This window comes from Pseudomonadota bacterium, from assembly GCA_036339585.1.
Classification (GTDB): Bacteria; Pseudomonadota; Alphaproteobacteria; order UBA8366; family UBA8366; genus UBA8366.
Map to the genome: position 1 here is coordinate 2501 of JAYZAS010000003.1, position 24020 is coordinate 26520.

At 45.7% G+C, this 24020-nt stretch carries 20 protein-coding genes (1 of these 20 cut by a window edge); 5 read left to right on the forward strand and 15 right to left on the reverse strand.

The window, feature by feature from the left end; all coding sequences use genetic code 11:
- Positions 1-772: the 3' portion of a peptidoglycan DD-metalloendopeptidase family protein gene (locus tag VX941_02755; GenBank protein MEE2932324.1), read on the forward strand. The gene continues 608 nt to the left of window position 1, outside the view; only the last 772 of its 1380 coding nucleotides appear in the window; its start codon lies beyond the left edge, outside the window; it ends in the stop codon at positions 770-772.
- On the opposite strand, the gene VX941_02760 is transcribed toward VX941_02755, so the two are convergent.
- The 8 genes from VX941_02760 to VX941_02795 form a co-directional block, all read right to left on the reverse strand.
- Entirely contained in the window at positions 769-1893 is a 1125-nt protein-coding gene (locus VX941_02760; GenBank protein MEE2932325.1) for a M14-type cytosolic carboxypeptidase, read from the reverse strand. The genes VX941_02755 and VX941_02760 overlap by 4 nt on opposite strands.
- Positions 1894-1950: 57 nt before the next feature.
- A complete protein-coding gene (gene clpB, locus VX941_02765) occupies positions 1951-4560 on the reverse strand; it encodes an ATP-dependent chaperone ClpB (protein ID MEE2932326.1) in 2610 nt (869 codons plus the stop codon).
- A 194-nt stretch (positions 4561-4754) separates the two neighbouring features.
- Positions 4755-5270 (reverse strand): DUF4167 domain-containing protein, encoded by a 516-nt coding sequence (locus tag VX941_02770; protein MEE2932327.1) that lies wholly within the window; start codon positions 5268-5270, stop codon positions 4755-4757.
- Between the two features lie 211 nt (positions 5271-5481).
- Positions 5482-6348, reverse strand: coding sequence for a peptide chain release factor N(5)-glutamine methyltransferase (gene prmC, locus VX941_02775; GenBank protein ID MEE2932328.1), 867 nt, complete (start codon positions 6346-6348; stop codon positions 5482-5484).
- Positions 6348-7421, reverse strand: a complete 1074-nt coding sequence (prfA, locus tag VX941_02780; GenBank protein ID MEE2932329.1) for a peptide chain release factor 1 — start codon at positions 7419-7421, stop codon at positions 6348-6350. The genes prmC and prfA overlap by 1 nt, the downstream gene beginning before the upstream one ends.
- Positions 7422-7763: 342 nt before the next feature.
- Entirely contained in the window at positions 7764-9008 is a 1245-nt protein-coding gene (gene hisS / locus VX941_02785; protein MEE2932330.1) for a histidine--tRNA ligase, read from the reverse strand.
- Positions 9009-9108: 100 nt separating this feature from the next.
- On the reverse strand, positions 9109-10335 hold the full coding sequence (locus VX941_02790; GenBank protein MEE2932331.1) for a RodZ domain-containing protein: 1227 nt from the start codon (positions 10333-10335) through the stop codon (positions 9109-9111).
- A gap of 631 nt (positions 10336-10966) precedes the next feature.
- Positions 10967-12187 carry an aspartate kinase gene (locus VX941_02795; protein MEE2932332.1) on the reverse strand — a complete coding sequence of 407 codons (1221 nt, stop codon included), beginning with the start codon at positions 12185-12187 and terminating at the stop codon, positions 10967-10969.
- Positions 12188-12320: 133 nt separating this feature from the next.
- Between VX941_02795 and ubiG the strand changes: the two genes are divergently transcribed.
- Entirely contained in the window at positions 12321-13094 is a 774-nt protein-coding gene (gene ubiG, locus VX941_02800) for a bifunctional 2-polyprenyl-6-hydroxyphenol methylase/3-demethylubiquinol 3-O-methyltransferase UbiG (GenBank protein ID MEE2932333.1), read from the forward strand.
- 60 nt (positions 13095-13154) lie between these two features.
- Here ubiG and VX941_02805 read toward each other — a convergent pair whose 3' ends face one another.
- From VX941_02805 to grxC, 3 genes are all read right to left on the reverse strand, one after another.
- On the reverse strand, positions 13155-13583 hold the full coding sequence (locus tag VX941_02805) for a DUF1178 family protein (protein MEE2932334.1): 429 nt from the start codon (positions 13581-13583) through the stop codon (positions 13155-13157).
- A 369-nt stretch (positions 13584-13952) separates the two neighbouring features.
- Positions 13953-14792, reverse strand: a complete 840-nt coding sequence (locus tag VX941_02810) for a carbon-nitrogen hydrolase family protein (GenBank protein MEE2932335.1) — start codon at positions 14790-14792, stop codon at positions 13953-13955.
- 1 nt (position 14793) lies between these two features.
- Positions 14794-15051 carry a glutaredoxin 3 gene (gene grxC / locus VX941_02815; GenBank protein ID MEE2932336.1) on the reverse strand — a complete coding sequence of 86 codons (258 nt, stop codon included), beginning with the start codon at positions 15049-15051 and terminating at the stop codon, positions 14794-14796.
- Between the two features lie 294 nt (positions 15052-15345).
- Here grxC and VX941_02820 point away from each other — a divergent pair, with 294 nt between their 5' ends.
- Both VX941_02820 and VX941_02825 read left to right on the forward strand, forming a co-directional pair.
- Positions 15346-16242 (forward strand): methyltransferase domain-containing protein, encoded by an 897-nt coding sequence (locus VX941_02820; protein MEE2932337.1) that lies wholly within the window; start codon positions 15346-15348, stop codon positions 16240-16242.
- 7 nt (positions 16243-16249) lie between these two features.
- Positions 16250-17074 (forward strand): hypothetical protein, encoded by an 825-nt coding sequence (locus tag VX941_02825; protein ID MEE2932338.1) that lies wholly within the window; start codon positions 16250-16252, stop codon positions 17072-17074.
- 24 nt (positions 17075-17098) lie between these two features.
- On the opposite strand, the gene VX941_02830 is transcribed toward VX941_02825, so the two are convergent.
- The 3 genes from VX941_02830 to VX941_02840 are packed head-to-tail and all read right to left on the reverse strand — an operon-like array spanning position 17099 to position 19720.
- Positions 17099-17548, reverse strand: coding sequence for a (deoxy)nucleoside triphosphate pyrophosphohydrolase (locus VX941_02830; GenBank protein MEE2932339.1), 450 nt, complete (start codon positions 17546-17548; stop codon positions 17099-17101).
- Positions 17549-17551: 3 nt separating this feature from the next.
- Positions 17552-18778, reverse strand: coding sequence for a bifunctional glutamate N-acetyltransferase/amino-acid acetyltransferase ArgJ (gene argJ, locus VX941_02835; protein MEE2932340.1), 1227 nt, complete (start codon positions 18776-18778; stop codon positions 17552-17554).
- 15 nt (positions 18779-18793) lie between these two features.
- On the reverse strand, positions 18794-19720 hold the full coding sequence (locus VX941_02840; GenBank protein ID MEE2932341.1) for a peptidylprolyl isomerase: 927 nt from the start codon (positions 19718-19720) through the stop codon (positions 18794-18796).
- Between the two features lie 216 nt (positions 19721-19936).
- On the opposite strand from VX941_02840, the gene secA reads away from it, so the two are divergent.
- Positions 19937-22660 carry a preprotein translocase subunit SecA gene (secA, locus tag VX941_02845; GenBank protein MEE2932342.1) on the forward strand — a complete coding sequence of 908 codons (2724 nt, stop codon included), beginning with the start codon at positions 19937-19939 and terminating at the stop codon, positions 22658-22660.
- A gap of 21 nt (positions 22661-22681) precedes the next feature.
- On the opposite strand, the gene VX941_02850 is transcribed toward secA, so the two are convergent.
- Positions 22682-24001 carry a pitrilysin family protein gene (locus tag VX941_02850; protein MEE2932343.1) on the reverse strand — a complete coding sequence of 440 codons (1320 nt, stop codon included), beginning with the start codon at positions 23999-24001 and terminating at the stop codon, positions 22682-22684.
- Between the last annotated feature and the right edge of the window lie 19 nt (positions 24002-24020).

Sequence of the window (24020 nt, forward strand, 5' to 3'; positions counted from 1 at the left end):
GATACCCCCAGCAGCACTACTTAACCTGATCAACATCCTGAGCTTCGACGTAGATTTCCAACGAGATATTCGAGTTGATGACCGATTCGCCTTGTTATACGAACGTCTTACCGACGAAACTGGCTCCATTGCTGACGTAGGACCTGTAATTTATACTCAACTTAAACTCAAGCGTCGCAATATTGAGCTCTATAGGTTTAAAACAAAAGCGAGAAAAGTTGACTATTTTGACGCAAATGGTCGAAGCGTTAAAAAGCTCTTGTTATCAACACCAACTGATGGAGCACGAATATCATCAGGCTTCGGCCGAAGGCGACACCCAATTCTGGGATACACTAAGATCCACAAGGGTATTGATTTTGCTGCTCCAGCAGGCACGCCTGTATATGCCGCCGGCGACGGGGTTGTCGAAGTTGCCAAACGCTTTGGTTCTTTTGGTAACTATATTCGAATTCGTCACCGCAATAGCTATCAAACCGCATATGCACACCTAAAAGCATTCGCTAAAGGTATACGCTCCGGAATTCGTGTGCGTCAGCGCCGTGTGATTGGATATATTGGTAGCACTGGCCGTTCCACGGGGCCACACCTGCATTACGAGGTAATACATAATAAACGCCACGTTAATCCACGTGGAGTAAGCATCCCTACCGGCATCACCTTAAAGGGCCAAGAGCTCAAGCGTTTTAATTTCGAACGCCGGCGCATAGATAAGGTAATAGCTACTCAACGCCAAAGCCGAGACAGCTATTTCATTCAGAATGAGGGTTAGCGAAGAGAGGGTATCACACAGCTTATAGCCTCGAGGCAGTCGCCACCCAAAGCTCGACACCGATTAGGAGACCAGCCGTAAATATTATCTTTCCGATTATTATGGTCAGCGAAAGGCATCTCCAAAGTCATGGACAAACATTTAAAACTTTCCGCTACGTTAGAAGCACAAATAGAAAGATTTGCCTGAAATGATGTTGGATAACCATGGTCAGTCTGAAAGTCCGGACTGGAGCTCAATAATGCTTTATTAAAATCTTTTAAAAGCATCTTCATTCGCGCATCGGCAGATGGAACATGGTCAGCACCAGCAATGAAATTATATGGGATTGTCTCATCGCCATGCACATCCAGGCAAAAGTCTACCCCGGTCTCTAACATTCGGTTGCGTACTGCTAATACTTCCGGGCTTCTTAACTTAGATGGATTCGCCCACTCACGGTTGAGATTAGCTCCGGCCGCATTTGTGCGTAAATTTCCGCGCGCTGAGCCATCTGGGTTCATGTTGGGTACGATATAAAAAACAGCAGACTCACGAACTTTCAAAGCGACTGTATCAACCGGGTCGAGTAATCGACTCAGAAAACCTTCCATCCAGAAGCAGCCCATGGTTTCACCCGGGTGCTGCCGAGCTATGGCCCAGCAAACTTTTTTAGACGCTCCTGATGATCCTATGACCAGAAGATCGAGGTCTCGACCCTCCACCGAATGCCCTATTACCTCCAAGCTAGCTAGAGGATTTCGTTGACATCGAGCGATGAAACGTCGCTGCTGATCTAGTGAATAAGGCGCAAAAAATGCAATATAAAATGAGTCGGACGAAGGTTTATAACTAATCGTTAGCTCTTTACCATCGTACGAAGTTTCCACCCGGCGCCAATTCCTTAGGTCTTCAGACATACAGGCTTTATAGTCGTAAAACCCGTCAGCATAAGAAGCTTCCCCGGCATTGATAAGTCGCATCCTGCAGACCTTTCCTCGAGCGCCGCTAACCCTGAAGTAAAACCATTGGGAAAATTCTGATGCGTTATCTTTTTGTATCCGCAACTGAATATCATCCGCGTTATTTGCTGATACAACTTCTATATTGCCTCCATCAAATGCACTTGAAATATGTATCATAACATCAACCGTACCTTGAATGTGCATGGAACCGCAGGCATTCTGCGAGTTGAGCTCTCAAGCCGCATTTGCGATACCATCATTTATGGTAACACCTCCTTCGTCCGCTGAAATACGGACTGTTTCACCGTCGTTAATTTGTCCCGCCAATAAAGCCGAAGCCAGTGGATTTTGGAGCTCATTCTGGATCACACGACGCAGCGGCCGAGCACCGTAAACCGGATCGAAACCCATCCGTGCTAGCCATTCGCGTGCCGAGCTATCCACCTCAAGTTTAATTTTGCGGATAGCAAGTAACTTACCCAAGGCAACGAGTTGGATATCTACAATTTCCTCCATGTGGCTCCGACTCAAACGATGAAATAACAACATCTCATCAATGCGGTTGATAAATTCAGGCTGGAGCTTATTTCGGACCACTTGCATAACCTGCTCACGCAGCTCATCGGGTTCTCCATACTCTGACTGTTGCGCTATAATTTCTGATCCCATATTTGAAGTCATGACAATAACTACATTCTTAAAATCGACAGTGCGGCCTTGGCCATCAGTAAGCCGACCATCATCAAGCACCTGCAAAAACAAGCTAAATAAATCCGAATGGGCCTTTTCAATCTCATCAAAAAGCAGCACCTGATAAGGCCGTCGTCGAATAGCTTCTGTCAGCACACCGCCTTGGTCGTAGCCCACATAACCAGGAGGGGCGCCTATCAAGCGGGCCGCAGAATGCTTTTCCATATATTCTGACATGTCAATGCGAACCATAGCTTGATCATCGTCGAACATAAATTCAGCTAACGCCTTTACAAGCTCTGTCTTGCCAACGCCCGTAGGCCCCAAAAATAAAAATGAACCCAGTGGTCGATTAGGGTCCTGCATACCTGCCCTAGCCCTACGTACTGCGTTAGAAACCGCAGTTATAGCCTCCTGTTGCCCTTTTACTCGCTCCCCTAATACCGCCTCCATACCCAACAACTTTTCTCGCTCGCCCTCAATTATCTTATGAACAGGCACACCAGTCCACCGGGAAACGATCGCTGCTACAGTTAAATCAGAAACTCCATCATCCAGAATAGATTTGGTGTTATCCGTTTCATCGTCCACAATTTTCCTTTGCAAGATTTGAATAAGTTTTTCCAACTCACCTGCTCTTTGAAATAGCCGCTCATCAGCAGTCTCACGTGCCGTAACGAGAATTTGATCAAACTCGTTACGTGCAGTTTCTAACTCTTCTTTTAGCTTTTGTTCCCCGTGTAATTTTTCCTTCGCATCTTTCCAGCGCCTAGTCATCTCCTCTGCTTTTTCCTCTAAAGAATCCAAGTCCGTAGCTAGGGCGTCTAAACGATCTTTAGATTCGAGGTCAGATTCTTTTTTCAATGCCTCGCGCTCAATTTTTAGCCGGATAATACGCCGATCAAGCTCATCTATTTCTTCTGGCTTTGAGTCAACTTCCATTCGCAATCGGCTTGCTGCTTCATCAACCAAGTCAACCGCCTTGTCAGGAAGAAAACGGTCTGAGATATATCGATTCGAAAGAGTGGCTGCCGCTATAATAGCTGCATCAGTAATGCGAACTCCGTGATGCACTTCATATTTTTCCTTCAGCCCCCGAAGGATAGAAATTGTGTCTTCAACCGTCGGCTCGGCGACAAATATAGGTTGAAATCTTCGCGCCAGCGCAGCATCCTTTTCTATGTATCTACGATACTCATCAAGTGTGGTAGCGCCAATACAATGTAATTCACCTCGTGCAAGAGCAGGCTTCAGCATGTTTGAAGCATCCATCGAGCCTTCAACAGCACCCGCTCCAACAAGCGTGTGTAATTCATCAATAAAAAGAATAATTTCACCGGACGCTTGTTCCACATAGTGCAAAACCGATGTTAGACGCTCCTCAAATTCACCGCGGAACTTCGAACCCGCAATCAAGGCACCTAGGTCTAATGTTAACAAACGTTTAGACACTAATCCCTCCGGTACATCACCTTTAACTATGCGCTGCGCGAGCCCTTCGACAATCGCGGTCTTTCCTACCCCAGGCTCACCAATCAACACCGGATTGTTTTTGGTCCTCCGCGACAACACCTGCATGGTTCGACGAATTTCTTCATCACGACCTATAACCGGGTCAATCTTGCCGTCTGCAGCTGCTTTGTTGAGGTCATGCGTATATTTCTTGATGGCGTCGTAGCCCTCCCCAGAGGATCGGCTATCCGCGGTCCGGCCTTTGCGCAAGGCCTTAATTGCGTTTTGAAGTCCACGCAAAGTGACACCGGCGCGTTTAAGTATCTTAGCAGCAGAAATACCGTCAGTAAGAAAGACTGCTACTAGCAACTGTTCTACGGTGACAAACTGATCACCTGCGTCAGCAGCTACTTTTTCAGCCTGCTGAAATAAATGCACTATATCGTTCGAGAGATAAATATCATTACTACCGCAACCCTCAACCACAGGTTGCTTCGCTAACGCCGATTCGACCTCTTTTGATAGCTTTTCTGCGTCACCTCCCGCAGCCTCAATCAAGTCAAAAACTAGACCCTGTCTATCACTAACGAATACCTTCAATAAATGCTCCGGCACCATTTGTTGATGACCAACCTCTGCCGCAGCAGATCGAGCTACTTGGATGAACCCGCGAAGCCTATCAGTGTAATTCTCGAATTCCATCTCTCTCACTTTTGTTTCCATCTGTATGAACGCAGGAATGTAATGGTTGAAAGGGTTTTACAGCCTGCACAACGACAACGACTACAGATATATGGGTAGGGAATCGTGCCGCTACAAGACACAACATCAGAGGATTCCCTCCGCCGGAATGCGCCAAGCATTGTCACAATATATTCAAGACCACTCAATCGAGCTTAGTCAGCAACAGCACTCCGCGGGTTTTCCGGCGAAGCCAAGTCCTCCTCAGAGTCTTTTAACGAAGTTTTAAATTTTTTTGATTTTTTCGCTTTTTGAAGAGATTTTATAGACTTTTCTTCTGCTCCAGGTTCATCTTTTGGCTCACTTGAATCGCCTAGCGCTGTCGAACTATCTACATTAGCTGCATCATCTGACTTGGACACATAATCATCGCGACCGTTAGGCCTTTGATGTCGGCCTGTCTGCTGATTATTTCGCTGCTCACGTTGTTCAGCTTCGGCCGCGAGAACCCGATGATAGTGCTCAGCGTGCTGCGAGTAATTTTCCGCTGACACGCGATCGCCAGAAGAAGACGCATCTCTGGCAAGAGTTAAATACTTCTCGTGAATTTGCTGCGCACTTCCGCGAACACGGACACTAGGCCCATTACTGTCTAGTGACTGTTGGCGACCGCCTCCACGCCGGTTACCGCCGCGATTACGTGAGCGTTTCGAGCCTTGACCCTGTCTCATTTTACATTTCGCTGTGGTTTGCGTTGGTGTCTTGCCTGCTGCACCTTCTGAGTTCCAACAATATTGTTCGAGGCATCCACTAATCAAAGTGACCTACCTCATTAGTTAGACCGGTAGAAAGTTCGTCCCATCGAACAGTTTAAAACCATCGATAACTTCAACAAGACAACTTGAAATTAGACGGTTCAGCGCCGTGTTCCAACCTTTTTTTTTACTTGACAACCATGTACGTTGAATGATGTGCCAATAAACACCGGTTTCTTCCAGCCAAATCGTTCTTAATGCACTCAACAACAAGACCACATTTCTCAAGAATAGATGTTACCTGCTCACTTTGATCCGATCCTATTTCTACCAAAATAATACCAGTAGGTGTTGTTAGCCGGGCTAAATCCTTAGCAACGCTCCGATACGCATTAAGCCCATCAGGCCCACCATCAAGTGCCAGCAGAGGCTCAAAATTTGCTACTTCAGCGTCCAACTCAGGTATTTGGTCGCTCGGGATATAAGGGGGATTTACAACAACGAGGTCAAAAGGTTGGGAAATTGCGGAGCCCCAATCAGCTCTTAGGAATTGTGCCCGCCCATCAGGAACAATACGAGCGGCATTACGCCTTGCGATCTCAAGTGCTGCACCACTTACATCAACACCAACACCAATCGCATAAGGCCTATTCCTTAACAAAGAGAGAAGGAGACAGCCACTGCCGGTGCCAAGATCAAGCACTGAAAACGAGTCTGACCGGTTAGGCCAATGTGAGAGCCCTGTTTCTATAAGCACTTCACTATCGGGTCTCGGATCAAGAACGTTATCACTTACCTCAAAATCTATACTCCAGAATTCCCTGCGACCAACCAAATGCGATAACGGTTCTCGGCTAACCCGACGATCAACTAAATCAAAGTAAGACTCCGGTGCACCGACTTCCTCATCTTGGAGTCCGAACAACTCAGCTGGGTCCCTATTTAACCAATACCCCATCAACAAGCGCGCCTCTGTGCGTGCACCCATAATACCTGCATCCAGCAGGCGCTGTGTCGCCTCGTGAAGACAACCACCTATTTGTTTGGGCTTCATTACGATGTTTCAGCAAGTCGCGCCGCCTGCTCCTCGGCAATTAAGGCGTCGATAAGTTCATCTAAACCCTCCCCTTCAACAATGCGCTCAAGTTTGTGAACTGTAAGCCCGATTCTGTGGTCCGTTACCCGGCCCTGCGGATAATTGTAGGTTCTTATGCGCTCTGATCGGTCACCAGATCCGATTTGTGTTTTGCGGTCAGAAGCCCTTTCATCAGCCTGCCGTTGCCGTTCTGCCTCGTAAATACGAGACCGGAGCACTCGCATTGCTTTGGCTTTATTTTTATGTTGCGACTTCTCATCTTGACATTGAACAACAACGCCCGTGGGTAAATGAGTTATTCGAACTGCGCTATCAGTGGTGTTAACGCTTTGCCCGCCGGGGCCTTGCGCGCGGTAGGTATCTATACGCAAGTCTTTCTCCTCAATATCAACGTCCAGATCCTCAGCCTCAGGAAGAACTGCAACAGTAGCGGCCGAAGTGTGAATACGTCCCCCACTCTCCGTAGTTGGCACTCGCTGAACACGATGCACGCCCGATTCAAATTTCATGCGTGCGAAAGCTCCCATCCCGGTCAATGTAGCCATCGCTTCCTTAAGACCGCCAAGTCCGGTCTCATTAACAGCCATTACCTCAAAGCCCCAACCATTCTGCCGAGCATATTGTTCGTACATTCGAAATAAAACAGCAGCGAAAAGTGAAGCCTCTTCTCCACCTGTACCAGCACGGACCTCCAATATCGCGTTTTTTGTATCCGCTACATCTTTTGGCAACAAAAGTTTTTGGATTATTTGGGTGAGTTCTGGTAATTTCTCTTGTATTGCGCGAACTTCTTCTTCGGCCATACCGCGCATTTCGTCGTCAATTTCCGGATCAGCTAACAATTCGTTTGCGCCTTCAAGCTCATCCATTAAAGAATTAAATTCTTTTGCTCTTTCCACAATCGGTGTGAGATCGGCATATTCTTTTGAGAGTTTTGCGTATTCCTCAGGTAGAGCGGTGCCTGTTGACATCTGTTCAGCCAACTTATTGTGTCGATCCACAACCTGGTCGAGTTTTCCAGCAAGCGCCATTGCCGTTCATCTCCTTCTTTCTCACGGTGGAAACTGAAATAAATAGTGTTTTTCGGAACTGTTGTTTCGTTACCAGCAAAATTCACTTAATTTATCACCCGGGACTTAAATAAAAGCATGTTTTCACCTCGGGCTTCTGCAACACCTCAAATCTAAACCTGTATACCGTCTTAATTTGACCTCAATGAACTATATTATGTTCACAAGAACTGTTCTAATTAGGCGCCGTATCCCCCTTTCACACCTCAAGATATTTGGTTGGCCATCACATCGCTTCCTATGACTATTTACTGTCACCTCGCACCATAGATTTTGCAATAACGTTACGGGCAATAAAACTTTTTATCGAAATTGAGTGAGACCGGCGATGACCGCGTCTAAGCTAGTTTCTGACTGATTTCCCGTTTTCATATCACGAATCTGCACCACGTTTCGAGCCAACTCCTCATCCCCTAATATCAATGCGGCAGATGCCCCTACGCGGTTTGCTCTTTTCATCCTGCGGCTGACATTACCCGCATAAGCCAGATCAACTACCAGCCCATCTTCACGAAGCTCCTCCGCGAGCAAATGCGCTCTTTCGGCTGCCTTCTGACCCATTGGGATTATTGCGAATACAGGACAATCCTCCATACACTTGTCAATTAGCATTACCAGCCGCTCTACTCCAGCAGCCCAACCAACGCCTGGCGTAGATGGGCCACCCATAAGCTCAATTAAGCCGTCATAACGTCCACCGGCAAGGACTGTACCCTGTGCGCCGAGTGAGTCTGTTACGAATTCAAATGTAGTTTGCCCGTAATAATCTAGGCCTCGGACCAAACGTGTATTAATTTTGAAGTCAATACCAATGCGCGTTAGACCTTCTTGAACATTTCTAAAAAAGTTTTGGCTTTCCTCACTTAAGTAGTCCGATAACATCGGCGCTTCAGCGGCGAGCTCGCGGTCTGCTTCATCTTTGGAGTCCAATATACGTAGAGGATTGCGCTCAAGACGTGCACGCCCATGATCTGACAGAGAATTTTTGTGTGGGGTAAAATAATCTATCAACGCATCTCGGTATGCATTCCTACTTTCAGCATCTCCTAGAGAATTTAGCTCTAAGACCGTCTTATCAATTATTCCAAGGGAACGAAGTGTACGATGGCCAGCGGCAATTACATCTACATCTGCTGTGGGCGAGGTGATACCTAAAAGTTCAATGCCTATCTGATGAAATTGTCTCAATCTCCCCTTCTGTGGTCTCTCTCGCCTGAACATTGGACCAGCATAAAAATATTTCAATGGAACCTTTTGGGCTAAGCCCTCGGAAATAAAACACCTTGCTACCCCGGCCGTGTTTTCGGGACGTAGCGTCAAAAACTCACCATTCCTGTCCTCAAAACTGTACATTTCCTTGGTAACAACATCAGAGGTATCACCAAGTGTTCGTTGAAAGACTTCTGTAAATTCAAATATCGGGGTGGCTATTTCTTCAAACCCATAAAGCCGAACCATTTTTCGAGCCATGTCAATAACAGCGCGATGCTGGCGCATATCTTCAGGAAGTAAATCATGAGTTCCGCGAACGGGTTTAAGATGGGCCATCGCCTAGTCAATGATCTTATTTGTTAAAGAAAAAGCTCTATTAATTAAGGTGCCCGCCTTTATACAAAATATCAAGCAGTCACCTAAAGCAGCTATTTTGTTAATCCTGATCCGCATTTGCATCTAGCCGCTGCGAGCCTTCATATTTATTTTCACGCACGCCCTGCGCTTCATCGCTAGTAGTTTCGCGGACGGCAAGGCCCTCAACAAGAGCATCCGGATCAAGAAGAATATTCCGCCGTACGGCTCCGCTTGGCCCAATAGAGGGCACAATATCACCATCAACGGAGATCTCAAGGCCACCCGCATTGCCAGTAAGCATTATCAGCCCCTCACGGTTTGCTATGAGGTAACGGTCGCCGGGATAGAGTAAGCGCGTAAACAAAACCTCACCTTTGCGTTGGTCACGAATTTCCACCCAAGTTGTACTGATGGCGCGGATTGTGACCCTACTATCCTGGGAACCATCTCCGTAGGTCTTCGCCTCACGCTTTGCTGAAACTTTAGTCAACAATTCTTGCTCTGTTACCTGATTAGGTGACACAGCGGTTTTCTCCTCCCCCAGTGATAGCTGGGGACCCTGTGTGTCGGTTTGTGGCTCATTTGATATGACTGCTGCCACCTCTTCACGGTCACCATCCGGAGGCACAACAGTATTGTTCTGTGGCTGCAATTCATTGGTTTCAGTGCCTAACACGCTGCTCACATTGTCTTTTTTCTTTTCGTTTCCAAGACTGTTACTGTTATCAGTAGATCGGGGTGCTTGATTTTCTGATTTCTCCATCTCTGTATTCTCGGAACCAGTAAATTCATTTACCTGTTTCTCATTTGGTTTAATCACATTTGAACTGTCAGCTAGTTGGTTCGGTAACGGAGGTATTATTTCTGCTACCTGTTCATCGTTCCCCAAAAAATATGCCCAGCCACAATATGTGACCAACCCTAGAAGCACTGCAACTACCAATATTGCAAGACTGGGCACTTTGCCTTCAGACAAAGGTGAAGGGAGCACTAATTCTGTTTTTGAATTGACCCCTTTTTGCTCAATTTTGAAAAGTTCTACAATTTCGTCACTATCAAGTCCAAGGTGTTCTGCATAAGCCTTTACAAAACCCAGCGCGTATGTCGGACCCGGCAAATCATTGAATGAGCTATTCTCGATGGCCTCGAGGTAAGGGTAACGAATGCATAATATTTCAGAAATGGTTCTGAGCTCTAAACCCCTTTCCTCCCTCAGCAGTCTCAATATTTGCCCCACCGGCTCCGCTTGCACGACAGCGGAGTCTTCTGGAATGTCTAAAAACTTGCTTGTTATTTCACGTTCCAATTCTTCATGGCCATCTACTTAGTAGAGACCCTCATATTGATTTATACCAAGATGAATAACACTGTAATTAATGTCAGCGCACTTCTTGTTATATTGTATAGCTAAAAGTGTCCGTGTTGCTACTGAAACCCGACCGCTTGAGTATTTTTATTTGAAAAGTAGTGGGTTGGCATAAAATCAATACCTCATTTTTATCAAAACAAGTGTGGTATTCTCATTGGATCCGAGGATTAAGTTTCCATTTTTGTATGAGTAGAATTATCGAGCCAACAATGGTTGAATTTGAAAAGACTATCTTAATAAGCTTATCTGCCATTAAGCCTTAAAAGTAAATCGATAGATTGGCCTCACAAAAACCTGCTTGAAATTTACCACTAAATTTTATTTAAAATATGTTACGAATAAATCGACATGGTTCATTCCTGCCACCACCAAAAAACTAAACCCAGTCGATATGCTCGATATAGATGCCATTCTTTGAGGCTAGCGACATAATTGAAACGGAAAAAAGATTAGTTTAGTATTAGTAGTCATCATACAAAACAAAAATCAGGGTTTTACCCGCTCAAACCAACCTGAGCCCAAGGAATCAACTCAATAGCCTTTTAAATTAGCACACTTACCCGTCTATTTACTCGGCTTCTAAATCGTATGCTGTATGCAACGCACGTAATGCCAATTCGGTGTATTCTTCCGCTATTAAGACGCTAATTTTAATCTCTGATGTCGAAATGACATGTACGTTGATGCCTTTTTCGGCAAGCGTTTCAAACATCTTCTTCGCCACCCCAGCATGGCTTCGCATACCGACACCGATGACTGAAATTTTCACAAGAGTCTGATCAGTCAAAAGGTCACCAAATTTCAATTGTTCGCCTGAATTATTAATAACTTCGAGCGCACGTTCAAAATCGTTTTTAGCCACTGTGAAGGTTATGCCAGTGCTTTTCCCATTAGCTGACGTACTTTGGACAATCATATCAACGTTGACATTTGCTTTGGCTAAGGGTCCAAAAATAGCGGCTGCCACGCCGGGGCGATCACGTACATCGACCAAGGATATTTTGGCCTCATCACGACTATATGCAATACCACTTACAACCTGTTTCTCCAAAATTTCGTCCTCATTCACAACCATCGTCCCCGGTAAATTTTTAAAACTCGACCTTACCTGCAGTCGGACAGACTGATTCATGGCAAGTTCAACCGATCTCGTCTGCAGCACCTTTGCACCCAAAGATGCCATCTCTAGCATCTCCTCATAAGTAATTTTCTCTAACTTTCTGGCTTGAGAAACAATACGAGGGTCACTCGTATAAACACCCTCCACATCAGTGAAAATATCGCAGCGAGCGGCTCCAAGTGCCGCCGCTAGTGCAACAGCACTAGTGTCAGACCCCCCGCGCCCTAGGGTAGTTACACGACCGCTCGGCGCTAGCCCCTGAAACCCCGCCACAACCGGAACCTGGCCGTTTGCCATGCAGGCCTCTAGCTTGGACGGATCTATGTTACTAATTCGTGCCTTACCGTGCGCCTTATCAGTTTGTATAGGGATTTGCCACGCAAGCCAAGACCGCGCAGGAATGCCCTTTTGTTGGAGTGCCAGGGCCAACAAACCGCTGGTGATTTGCTCTCCGGCAGAAACGACTATGTCATATTCCGGGCCATCCGGTATTCTTGCAAACCCACTTGCATATTTAACCAGCTCGTTGGTTGTACCCGCCATGGCAGACACAGTGACTACAAGGTCGTTTCCAGAAGCACGCTCCTCCTCTATTCGATCAGCGACATTTCGGATGCATTCTAGATCAGCGACCGACGTGCCCCCAAATTTCATTACAACCAGAGACATGTTAACAAAACCCTCAATATGCAAATAACTGTCACTGTGACATTACAGTCATTGCTCTTGCAATGCGGCGTATCCATACTCATTTGTTGAGAGCCGCGCAAGCATGTACACAGGAACATGGGGTTACACAAAAATGAAAAAAGGAATACCTTCCCAATTTGATAGAACAATAGATGCTGATGAAATTAACAAATTTGCGGCGATGGCTGAAGAGTGGTGGGACGAAGACGGCAAGTTTAAGCCATTACACAAGTTAAATCCGGTCCGCATAACTTTTTTGAAAGACCACATAGCTGCACATTTCAGTCGCAACCCCTTAGATCTTACTCCACTCTCGGGTCTTAAAATTCTCGATATCGGATGCGGAGGCGGCCTTATTGCCGAACCACTTACCCGGCTCGGAGCCAACGTGACTGGTTTAGATGCCTCCAAACGCAATATTGAGGTAGCTAAGCTGCACGCAAATAAGATGGGCTTAGAAATTGAATACAAAGCTGCTGCTGCTTCTGATCTCGTCAAATGTGGCAGCCAATTCGACGCAGTGGTGAATCTGGAGGTCATCGAGCATGTAGCCGACGTTAATGAATTTATGAAAGACTGCACGTCATTGATTAAGCCAAATGGATTGATGATTTTGGCAACACTGAATAGAACGGCACAATCATACGCACTGGCTATTATCGGCGCTGAATATCTTCTTCGCTGGTTACCGCGCGGCACACATGATTGGCGCAAGTTCATTCGCCCTTCGGAGCTAGCTAGACTTTGTAGGAAGAACGCACTCGACCTCGCAAAACTTTGTGGCCTTCGATATAATCCCTTCTCCAGCTCATGGAATTTAGCGGAGAGAGATTTAGCAGTTAACTATATAGCCGTCATAAAACGGAGAAAAAAAGATCCTGCTTGAATTAATGTAGATTAATTCTTTTGCTGAATTTTCAAGTTTTTTCGAAGAACGAAGTATTATCTAGCTGTCATTTCTTGGCAACCAAGGCACTCGGGTGAAATCTACGCCTTCTTCTTTTAGCGCCCTAGCTTCATCTTGGGACGTTTCACCGTAGATATTACGCGGGTCAGCCTCATCATAATGTATCTTACGCGCTTCCTCAGCAAAGTCAGAGCCAACATAATCGCAATTATTTTCAATTTCTGCCCTTACCTTTTTCATCACTTCGCGCACTTTGGCAAACTTCGAGTGGAAAGTAGTTGAGTTAGTCTGCTCTTTCTGCGCTCCGCTGCCAATACGAGGTGCCATTGGCGCCTTTTCGATCTCTGTATTACCACAAACTGGGCATGCAATTTCAGTGGCCGCCACTTGTTTGTCATATGTATTACTGTCTTTGAACCACGCTTCAAACTCATGATCATGTGCGCATCGAAGGTTGTATAAAATCATGCGAATATCAGTCCCGTCTACTTTATGTTTAGACTCTTTTAGTAAATCCTATCTCTAAATAGATGGGATCGAAACGGCCAAAAACAAGCGATCTTTGCTTGGCTTATATCCAGTTATTGGGAGGTATTTCCCATTATTCAAGTACTTGGTTCCACACCCAACCCAGAGTACATTGGCCTAGAGTAATCTATGTATCTCACTAAGTACATGCCACCCTTACGGTTATGAAGAAACAATCACGCAAACGCTCCATCAGATAAAGAAACAGCAATACAACGCATTGGAATGCTTTGATAAGCAGAGGACAAATGCGCTGTGGGCTCACCTTTCGTGAGAGAACAATTATAGCACTATTCTTAAAAGTCTTTTTCAGGACGAAGATAACAAATTAGCCAATGACCGATCGTGTTTCAATGAGGGGATCATTTTACGGATTTCAACCACCTTTTCGAGATCTAAAATAGCATTTACAAATCCAACTTCTTCACCTCCATCAGCAAGAATCTCTCCCCATGGGTCAACTATAAGCGAGTGACCAAAGCTTTTCCGACCGTCCTCGTGATCGCCGCATTGGGCAGGTGCCACAACAAAAGAACCCGTTTCTATTGCGCGTGAACGCAACAAAATATGCCAATGGGCAGAACCGGTTCTCCGTGTAAATGCTGAAGGAACGGTAAGAATATTTGCCCCAGCTTGTGCTAATGCCCGGTAGAGGTATGGGAAACGCACATCATAACAAACCGTGAGCCCAATAGAACCCCAGGGCGAAGTAGCTATCACCGCCTTTGCACCTGGTCGATAGCTTTCTGACTCTTTAAAAGCCTCTCCATTGGGAAGAACCACATCAAACATGTGGATTTTGTCATAATGCGCTACAATTGAACCAAATTCATTTAACAAATAAGAGCGGTTCACAAGGCGTTCCTCCCCCTTACTCTTTATTGCCAACGAACCGACTAGAATCCATATTTTTAATTCCTTCGCAAGTTCCCGAAAGGCAGAGAGAGCGGGGTCTTCAACTTCTAGACAAGCAGCCTCCTTTGCCAAAACACCCCGACGCTGACAAATATTAACCACCTCGGGTAATGTCACTAACTGAGCGCCAATTGCCGCTGCTTTTCGTATCATTGCGCTGGACGCCGCTATATTCTCGTCAACATCCGTTGTTGAGCAGGTTTGGACACATGCGACATTCAGGAATCTGTTCATTTTAACTTTCCAGCAGAGTTTCTAATTTCTTTTCAGCTTCCAGACAATACAGATCATCGCATCCCCCGATGTGAACATCATTGATGAATATTTGCGGCACCGTTTGCGCACCCTTAGCACGATCGACCATGAGCTCTTTTTGGCCAGGGGCGTCGTCAACATCAATTTCTTCATATTCAAGACCTTTTTGCTCCAGCAGGACTTTGGCACGGGCACAAAACCCACAAAGCCGACTAGTGTAGATTTCAATTTTAGCCATTTGAGAGGGCCCTCCTTTGTCAGCGATTTACTTACTACATGAGAAAACTAACTCAAAAAATTTAAGATTAGTTTCTTATCGTAATCAGAATTGAAGTTGTAGTGGCTTGTTGATACAGTACCATGTCAATTAGGCTAGAAAAAGCTAACCTCTTAAGTCTAGTTTGAATGCTGGGCATAAGCACACAATTCGAAGAAGAGAATTTTTGCCTCTGCCAATACCTGTCAAGGTTTGTTAAAACCTCTACAATTAATATTGCGGCCTTTCGTCAGGTAGATACATCTGCATGGTAACATGATGACTGATTTAATAACCATTTTTGATCGCAAGCGTATTATACGCCACCGCCGTCGCGCAGCAGCCTCTTTTTCGAACCATGATTTTTTATTCCAAGAAACTGCGGCTCGGTTGCGCGAAAGACTAAAGGATGTTGACAGAAATTTTCAAACCTCGCTTGAACTTGGGGCTCACTACCCAGTGTTGGGGAATCAAGCATCTGTAACAGTAGATATGGATCCGAAACTTGGCAGAGGAAAAAAATCATTTGTCTCTATGGACGAGGAATTTTTAGCTTTTACTCCGGCCACCCTCGATCTCATAATTAGCAATTTGTGCCTTCACTGGACTAACGACTTGCCAGGAGCATTACTTCAAATTCGTAAAGCGTTAAAACCGGACGGATTGTTTCTAGCTGCAATGCTTGGTGGAGAAACGTTGAAAGAATTGCGCGCCTCATTAACGCAAGCAGAACTCGAGATTGCCGGTGGAGCGGCCCCACGCGTTTCACCTTTTGCCGATATCCGCGACGCGGGTGCCTTATTGCAGAGAGCAGGTTTCGCCTTACCAGTGACGGACATCGATACCATTAATGTCACGTATGAAAATGCATTTGTTTTAATGAAAGACCTGCGTGGCATGGGCGAGACAAATGCACTGACCTGCACGCCAAGTTCCGTGCCGGCACGGGCTTTATTCCCAAAAGCCGCATCACTATATCAGCAACGCTATGCAAATTCAAAAGGAAGAGTTCCTGCCACATTTCAGGTTCTATATCTGCACGGGTGGGGCCCAGACCCATCGCAGCCAAAAGCGCTCAAACCCGGAAGCGCTAAAAATCTTCTAGCAGACGCTTTGAATTCTCCTGAAATGGCTATCGGAGAAAAGGCAAAACCGGGACGAAATTTTGAGTAGGTGATAAATGTATAATGAAAAAAGATCACATCGACTTCCAATACTTAGTTGCATCAGTGAAGCCTATGAGTTTCTGTGGTCCAATCGTGCAGACTTTATACTAATGTCGGCTCTTCCAGTCTTTATACTGGCGTTAGTGCATACTGCTGCTTTTTCCGTCTTCCCTCAACAGGGCTCCACCCCACCAATTAATGCTATTGCAGTGCGTGAAACTGCAGCAGCTTTTCTTTACGCAATGTTTGGCGTGGCATGGCATCGTCGTTTCCTGCGTGAAACAGAACAAGTCACGGTTTGGGAAGCGCTTAGATGGGATGCACGCAAGACACTTTTCTTTATTCGATTCATCACAGCTGCCTTTTGCGCTACTGCAGCCGCATTACCAATATTTGCAATATTATTTACCGACGGAAGCAAGCTTACCTTTTTGTCGACGATTGCGGGCAACATTGGCATCGGCCTACGTCCTTTAATTGCGCTATTAACAATAGCTGCCATATCAATATGGATGCTGGTCTTCACAAGACTGTCATTGTGGCTCCCAGCAACTGCTGTTGACGAAAAACACACAATCGTTAGCGTATGGTCATTAGGGGAAAGTAACGGCTGGAGCCTTGTAGCAATAACAATTGGTGCCATGCTTCCCTTAATCTTTCTAGTATCATTCGCCGTATCGCTAGTCGTGTTTATTATCACCGGCCTTGGAATCCAGTCCAACTTAACAGGTCATTTTATTATGGGACTGGCTTTGGGATTTACGAAGTATTTAGCCTTGGCTGCGGAAATTACAGCACTTTCAATTGCTTATAAAAAATTATCGAAACCAGCATATTGAGACTTGGGGGGATGCTATTCTTTGCTATAAAAAATCTCGAAGCATGGAAATCAAATGTATGTCAGCGGGGGGCATATTATAGTCAGAGAGACGCGACGGACGAACCCACTTGAGGGATTGTCCTTCTAATGGCCTCGGAATTCCGCGCCAAACCCGACATAAAAAAAGTGGCATTACAAGATGAAAATCATCGTATCCATGACTTGCGAAGGAAAATGGAGCCAGGCAACTGGTCTGAGTGTCAATTCCAAGTTCTTCTTTGAGCTCACGAACTAATGCGATTTCCGGCGTCTCACCATCCTCGACTTTACCCCCTGGAAACTCCCACATTCCCCCCATCACCTTATTATCAGGTCTTTTAGAAATGAGCACGCGGCCATCAACATCTATGAGCGCTACGGCGGCGACGAATAACGTCTCCTTCAAAGACTTTTTTTCAACCAGACCCCAGCAACCAGTGGTCGGATCAACCATTCTCTAACTCCGGTAATCTGCGTTAATACTGATATAATCGTGGGTGAGGTCACAGGTCCAAACCCGTGCTTTACCTCTCCCAACACCAACATCAACTGCAAGAAACACTTCAGGTTTTTTGAGATGTTCAGCCACAGGTTGCTCATCATAATCATTTATAACTTGCCCATCCGAGGTTATGGGTATTCCGCCAATAGAAATTGATAGTTTATCTCGGTTTGCTCTTTCACCCGCTTTTCCAACAGCCATTACGATCCTGCCCCAGTTAGCATCCTCACCAGCCAGCGCAGTTTTAACTAGTGGTGAATTAGCAATCGCCAGACCAATCCGTTTTGCTGATTGGGGCGAAGTGGCACCTGAAATGTCAATGGTGATAAATTTTCTAGCTCCTTCACCATCACGAACTATTTGGGTCGCAAGATCAACCATAACCTCTGTCAGAGCCTGTCGAAAACGAATTAGTTTTGGGTCTTTGGCCGAGGTTATTCTGGAATGCTTGACAGAGCCGCTAGCCGCTAACAGGACCGTGTCACTAGTCGACATATCGCTATCCACAGTAATACTATTAAAACTGCGCTCGGTGCTATGATCCAATAGTTTTTGTAATATCGACGCCGGTATTTTTGCGTCTGTGAAAATGAATCCAAGCATGGTTGCCATATCGGGCGCAATCATGCCAGACCCTTTCGCAATACCAACAAGTTGTATTTTTTCACCACCTATATCAGCAATGCGGGTCGCACCCTTAGGGAAGGTATCAGTAGTTCTGATTGCGTCTGCAGCCTCTTGCCAATTTTCTAGACTGAGAGTTTTCGCAGCCCCATTCAAACATCTACAGATGGGGTTCGGATCAAGTGGCTGGCCAATGACGCCCGTCGATGCAACAAAAACCTCGTGATTGCGACATTTAAACTCTTTCACGGCAGCCGTTGTGACTTCCTGCACGGTTCGGTTGCCACTGTTACCCGTAAAAGCATTAGCATTACCAGAATTCGCAATAATTACTCTTGCCTTGCCGCCCTTAAGCGCCCTTCGGCACCAATCGACTGGAGCTGAGGGACATTTTGAGCTTGTTAACTTGCCGGCTATTGTTGTACCAGGCCTCATCTCGGCTATTAATAAATCGCGCTTGCCAGCGCGCTTAAGCCCTGCCGAAACGCCCGTTATACGAATCCCCCTTACAGTGGGCAAGTCGGGAAATGACGGTGGGGCAAGAGGTGAACGTTTCAAATTAACCCCAACAAACTATTTTGGTTGTTTTTTAGGGTCAGACTTTTGCGTCGACGCTTTCAACCGAGGGGCCGCAATCGGCTGCTTGCCGTCAAAAGAAAACCGTTCAACCTTTGTTTGACGCATTAACTCTGATACTATCTCTCCGCTAAGCCTTTGTCCCACCCTAGCCTCTATCATTCTGCGCACTTTATCAAAAGGAGGGATCTTACGCTTTCGCTTTTCTTCAAGTTTGATTACATGCCAACCAAAATCTGATTTTATGGGTTCCTTCGTTACTTGACCCAACTTTAATTTGAAAGCTGCATCTGAAACAGGCTTTGTCATTTCGCCACGTGCGAACCAACCAAGGTCGCCACCTCGCCGAGCGGTCTGCCCAACCGAGTTTTCTCTTGCAAGGTCAGCAAAGTTCTGACCAGTATTGGTAAGTTTTATCAATTTTTTGGCTTTTTTCTGTGTCTGTACGAGTATGTGACGAGCTCGAACTTCATCTAAGCCTTTATTTTTTTTCACCAAAGCCCGGTACTCTTTCTTAAGAACCTCATCAGTCATTTGTTTTCGCACCAAATCACCCAAGTAGGCATCCCTGACCAACGTATCTTCCGCCCGCTTAAGTTGACTCTTGACAAGTTGTGTGTCCTCAAGCTTCAGTCTGCGGCCATATATTGTAAGCATTTTAGAGACAACCAAATTTTCTAGAAGGTTTTTGTAATGACGCTGCAAACCCGCTCGTCTCGCACGCGGTGGCAAGGTCCGAAAAGCCGCTGTTATTTCTTTCTGGTATATTGGTTGCCCCACAACCTTCGCTACGATTATGCCTTGGTTAGTAGGGTTCTTTTTAGCTTGCGCTAGCAATGGTTGACGTTCGCCGCCTACACTATGTTCAATAGAACATAAAACACAAAGAAAAACCGTCAAACTTCGAATAACTAAACGATTCATCAAAATATCCTTAATTACAGATGGTTGCTACAAACAAAAGGTCCAAACAATCTTTTTTTTAGGCAAAATAGAGAACTTAAGGCATATTGCATAACTCAAGAGCAGGCACAAGCTTTCAAAGTTTGATTGACAGCGACACTAGGCATAACTATCTCACAGGTCATGGCAGTCTTTAGTGGGTGCTGCCTCTGGATTTCCACAGGTATTGAGGGATTGATGTTAGGCGGATTGCTCAAAACTATTTTCGGTTCCGTCAATGAACGGATTTTGCGCAACATGCAACCGCATGTTAGCGCCATAAATGCCCTTGAACCAGAACTAGAAAAGCTGAGTGCAGAAGCATTGCAAGCACGTACTCCCTGGTTTCGTGAGAGGCTGAACCGTGGCGAGTCACTCGACACTATACTTGTCGAGTCTTTCGCAACAGTGCGGGAGGCAGCCAAAAGAACACTCGGCCAACGTCACTATGACGTACAGCTTCTAGGCGGAATGGTGCTGCATCAGGGAAAAATAGCTGAAATGAAGACCGGTGAGGGCAAGACCTTGGTATCAACATTGCCGATTTATCTAAACGCACTCGAAGGAAAAGGTGTTCATGTAGTAACCGTAAACGATTATTTGGCAAAACGTGACTCAGCATGGATGGGGCAAGTTTATAATTATTTAGGAATGTCGGTTGGCTGTATTACACATGGCCTCGATGATAAAGAGCGCAAATCACAATACATGGCGGATATCACATATGGTACTAACAATGAGTATGGCTTCGATTATTTACGAGACAACATGAAATTTGATCTCGATGATATGGTTCAACGTGATTTTAACTTTGCCATCGTTGATGAAGTGGATTCGATTCTAATCGATGAGGCACGAACACCACTGATTATTTCGGGTCCCACTGATGATCTAGCAGAGGAATATCGGAAAGTTGATACCCTCATACCAAAACTTTCAGCTGCCGATTATCAAAAAGACGAAAAACAACGTACCGTTAATTTTACCGAAGAGGGGCAAGAAAAAATCGAGGCGCTGCTGAGAACCGCTGACTTATTAGTTGAAGGCAGTATGTATGATATTCAGAATATCTCGCTTGTTCACCACACGAACCAAGCACTTCGAGCGCACACTCTATTTCAGCGTGACACTGACTATATCGTTAAAGATAACAAAGTAATCATCATCGACGAGTTTACCGGCAGAATGATGGAAGGAAGACGGTACTCTGATGGACTTCATCAAGCCCTCGAAGCCAAGGAGGGAGTAGATGTGCAGCAGGAAAATCAGACCCTAGCTTCGATAACTTTTCAAAATTATTTCCGTATGTATCCCAAACTGGCAGGGATGACGGGCACCGCAATAACCGAGGCGAGTGAGTTTGGTGAAATTTATGCGCTGGAGGTTATCGAGATACCTACCAACCAAGACATGATCCGCGAGGATATGGACGACGAAGTGTACAGCACAGCGCGCGAGAAAAATGATGCTATTCTTGCACAGATTAGAACATGTTCGGAACTTAATCAGCCCGTTTTAGTTGGCACGGTCAGCATTGAGAAATCTGAGGAGTTATCAGCATTTTTAAAAAAGAACAAGATTAAACACAATGTGCTTAATGCACGGAATCACGAACAAGAGGCATATATTATCGCAGAAGCTGGCACTCCCGGGGCAGTCACCATAGCAACCAATATGGCTGGTCGTGGAACCGATATCCAGCTTGGTGGGAACCTCGAGATGCGTGTGGCAAAAGAGATCAAATCTAAAAAAAATGGCGAGTTGGACCAGAAAAAAAAGGACTCAATTACAGCTAATATCCAAGCAGATAGACGTATTGTGCTTGATAGTGGAGGGTTGTTTGTCCTCGGCACCGAACGACACGAATCGCGCCGTATTGACAATCAGCTCCGAGGCCGTTCGGGCCGACAAGGAGATCTGGGTGCATCAAAGTTTTTTGTAAGCTTAGAGGATGACTTGATGCGTATTTTTGGCTCGGAGCGTATGGACAATATGCTTCGTAAACTCGGTTTAGAAGAGGGTGAGGCCATAATCCACCCTTGGATCAACAAAGCACTCGCCAAAGCACAGGAAAAAGTGGAAGAGCGAAATTTCGAGATACGCAAACAGTTATTGCGTTTCGATGACGTGATGAACGACCAGCGCAAGGTAATCTATGAGCAAAGAAAAGAGTTAATGCGCACAGAGGACGTAAGTGCGACTATCGTAGAAATGCGGCACGACCTCATTGAAGATATGGTCGCACGACACATTCCAGAGTCTGCGATGCCTGAACAATGGACAATGGACGAATTGCGAGACGATTGCAGCCGTATTTTTAACATGGATCTTCCAATCTCTGAATGGGCTAGGGAAGAGGGAATCGCCGAACAGGAGATCTGCGCACGAATTCGTGATGCTTTGGACACAAAAATGGCCGAAAAATCAGCCAACTATGGCCCGGATATGATGAGGCTGGCGGAAAAAAGTTTGTTATTACAAATTCTTGATCAAAATTGGAAAGACCACTTACTTCAACTTGATCACTTGCGGCAGGGCATCGGGCTGCGCGCGTATGGACAGCGGGATCCTCTAAACGAATACAAGAAGGAAGCCTTCGAGCTATTTGAAGATTTGTTAAGTAGAATACGTGAATCGGTCACTTCTGTCCTCGCTCACCTCGAGATGCAAGCACAAACCCCTACCATTGAATTACAACACAACAAGCCAATAACGACTCAAGAGGGCCGAGAAGACCTATATAATTCCGGGGAAATTGATAGCATAGCGATCGAGCCAATTACTGCTACAACAGTAAGAAGTCGGAAGGCCGCAGAAAATGTTGATCCAAAAAATCCAGAAACATGGGGGAAAGTACCACGAAACGCCCTTTGCCCCTGTGGGTCGGGAAAAAAATATAAACAGTGTTGTGGGAAGCTGTGAATAGCAGTTAGACTATGGTAATTAAAGCCCTTTTGTAGAGGGAGCATTAGTATTCTCAAGGCCAGTGGGTTGCCCCACTACAATAAAAGTCAAACCATCAACATTTAGGAATTGTTGAGCAAACTTTTTTATATCGTTTCGGCTCACTGAATTTATATATTCCCTTCGCTTGCGCAAATAAGATGGCTTAAGATCATAATATTGCAGATTTGTAAGCAGATTTGCAATCTGATCTGAGCTTGAAAACTGAAGAGCAAATGATCCGTTAATGAAGCTTTTTGCGTTTTTGAGTGTTTCTTTCCCAACGCCATTTGTCGCCATCCTCTGCCATTCATAACGAACCAAGCGCAAGGCCTCCGCCACTTTATCATTGGAAGTTGAAAGTTGCCCAACTATCAGTGGCGCATGACTGCGCACACTCAAATGGGTGGTTACTGAATACGCGAGTCCGCGTTCCTCACGCACCGAATTGTAGAGTCGGGAGGTGAAACTACCACCACCCAGAATATGATTAATCACGTAGGCGGTGTAAAAATTCGGATCTTTCCGACTAATACCTCTGTGTCCGAATAACACTACACTTTGAGGCACAGGCTTAGAAAAAATATGTACCGCGCCTTTGGCAGGGATCCGTGCCACGCCAAACTCAGTTTGCTTGCCTCTTCTTGGTAAATTCCCAAACATTTTGTCGAGTAATGATTTAACATCTTCAACACCGATGTCACCAACGATGCTGACATACAACCGATCTAGAGTTAGGTAGCCCTTTACAAAAGAGTGCAAGTCGTTATTTTTTATGCTCATTACTGACTTTTGGGTTCCTATTACTGGGCGGGCGTATGGATGACTATTATAGATCACTCGCGACCATTCGCGTCTGGCTTTATAATCTGGCCGAGCGGACCGCACCTTGAGACTTGTAACGATCTGCCCTCGTATGCGATTCACCGCTATCGGATCAAAGCGCGGAGCTGCAAGCGCTAAGCTTGCAAGCTCGACGCCCTTCCCTCGATATTTATTGAGTACCTTGAGGGTGCCCCCAAAAAAATCTTTGTCGGCAGTGAAAGATAATACGATCGACCTATCTTGCAGTTCTTTCTGAAAAACTTGACTTTGGAGTGTACCTGCCCCCTCATCAAGTAAAGCTGAAACCATGCTGGCACGACCAGCCTTGCCATGCGGGTCAGAAATGGCCCCGGAACCGCGGAAAATAAACCGAACAGATGTTAGGGGGATCGAATGATCTCTTACAAGCCATGCCTTAATGCCACTCGGACTCCTGACTTCCTCAATAGCTGTGGCATTTGCATTGCTATAAAAATGAACGAGAACAAGTAACATTTGGAAAAGCAACCGCAAA

What these genes read in the sequence shown, in the direction of transcription:
- VX941_02760 (MEE2932325.1), bottom strand. Translation starts at nt 1,893, where the DNA reads ATGATACATATTTCAAGTGCATTTGATGGAGGCAATATAGAAGTTGTA.
- clpB (MEE2932326.1), bottom strand. Translation starts at nt 4,560, where the DNA reads ATGGAATTCGAGAATTACACTGATAGGCTTCGCGGGTTCATCCAAGTA.
- VX941_02770 (MEE2932327.1), bottom strand. Translation starts at nt 5,270, where the DNA reads ATGAGACAGGGTCAAGGCTCGAAACGCTCACGTAATCGCGGCGGTAAC.
- prmC (MEE2932328.1), bottom strand. Translation starts at nt 6,348, where the DNA reads ATGAAGCCCAAACAAATAGGTGGTTGTCTTCACGAGGCGACACAGCGC.
- prfA (MEE2932329.1), bottom strand. Translation starts at nt 7,421, where the DNA reads ATGGCGCTTGCTGGAAAACTCGACCAGGTTGTGGATCGACACAATAAG.
- hisS (MEE2932330.1), bottom strand. Translation starts at nt 9,008, where the DNA reads ATGGCCCATCTTAAACCCGTTCGCGGAACTCATGATTTACTTCCTGAA.
- VX941_02795 (MEE2932332.1), bottom strand. Translation starts at nt 12,187, where the DNA reads ATGTCTCTGGTTGTAATGAAATTTGGGGGCACGTCGGTCGCTGATCTA.
- ubiG (MEE2932333.1), top strand. Translation starts at nt 12,321, where the DNA reads ATGAAAAAAGGAATACCTTCCCAATTTGATAGAACAATAGATGCTGAT.
- VX941_02805 (MEE2932334.1), bottom strand. Translation starts at nt 13,583, where the DNA reads ATGATTTTATACAACCTTCGATGCGCACATGATCATGAGTTTGAAGCG.
- VX941_02810 (MEE2932335.1), bottom strand. Translation starts at nt 14,792, where the DNA reads ATGAACAGATTCCTGAATGTCGCATGTGTCCAAACCTGCTCAACAACG.
- grxC (MEE2932336.1), bottom strand. Translation starts at nt 15,051, where the DNA reads ATGGCTAAAATTGAAATCTACACTAGTCGGCTTTGTGGGTTTTGTGCC.
- VX941_02820 (MEE2932337.1), top strand. Translation starts at nt 15,346, where the DNA reads ATGATGACTGATTTAATAACCATTTTTGATCGCAAGCGTATTATACGC.
- VX941_02825 (MEE2932338.1), top strand. Translation starts at nt 16,250, where the DNA reads ATGTATAATGAAAAAAGATCACATCGACTTCCAATACTTAGTTGCATC.
- VX941_02830 (MEE2932339.1), bottom strand. Translation starts at nt 17,548, where the DNA reads ATGGTTGATCCGACCACTGGTTGCTGGGGTCTGGTTGAAAAAAAGTCT.
- VX941_02840 (MEE2932341.1), bottom strand. Translation starts at nt 19,720, where the DNA reads ATGAATCGTTTAGTTATTCGAAGTTTGACGGTTTTTCTTTGTGTTTTA.
- secA (MEE2932342.1), top strand. Translation starts at nt 19,937, where the DNA reads ATGTTAGGCGGATTGCTCAAAACTATTTTCGGTTCCGTCAATGAACGG.
- VX941_02850 (MEE2932343.1), bottom strand. Translation starts at nt 24,001, where the DNA reads ATGTTACTTGTTCTCGTTCATTTTTATAGCAATGCAAATGCCACAGCT.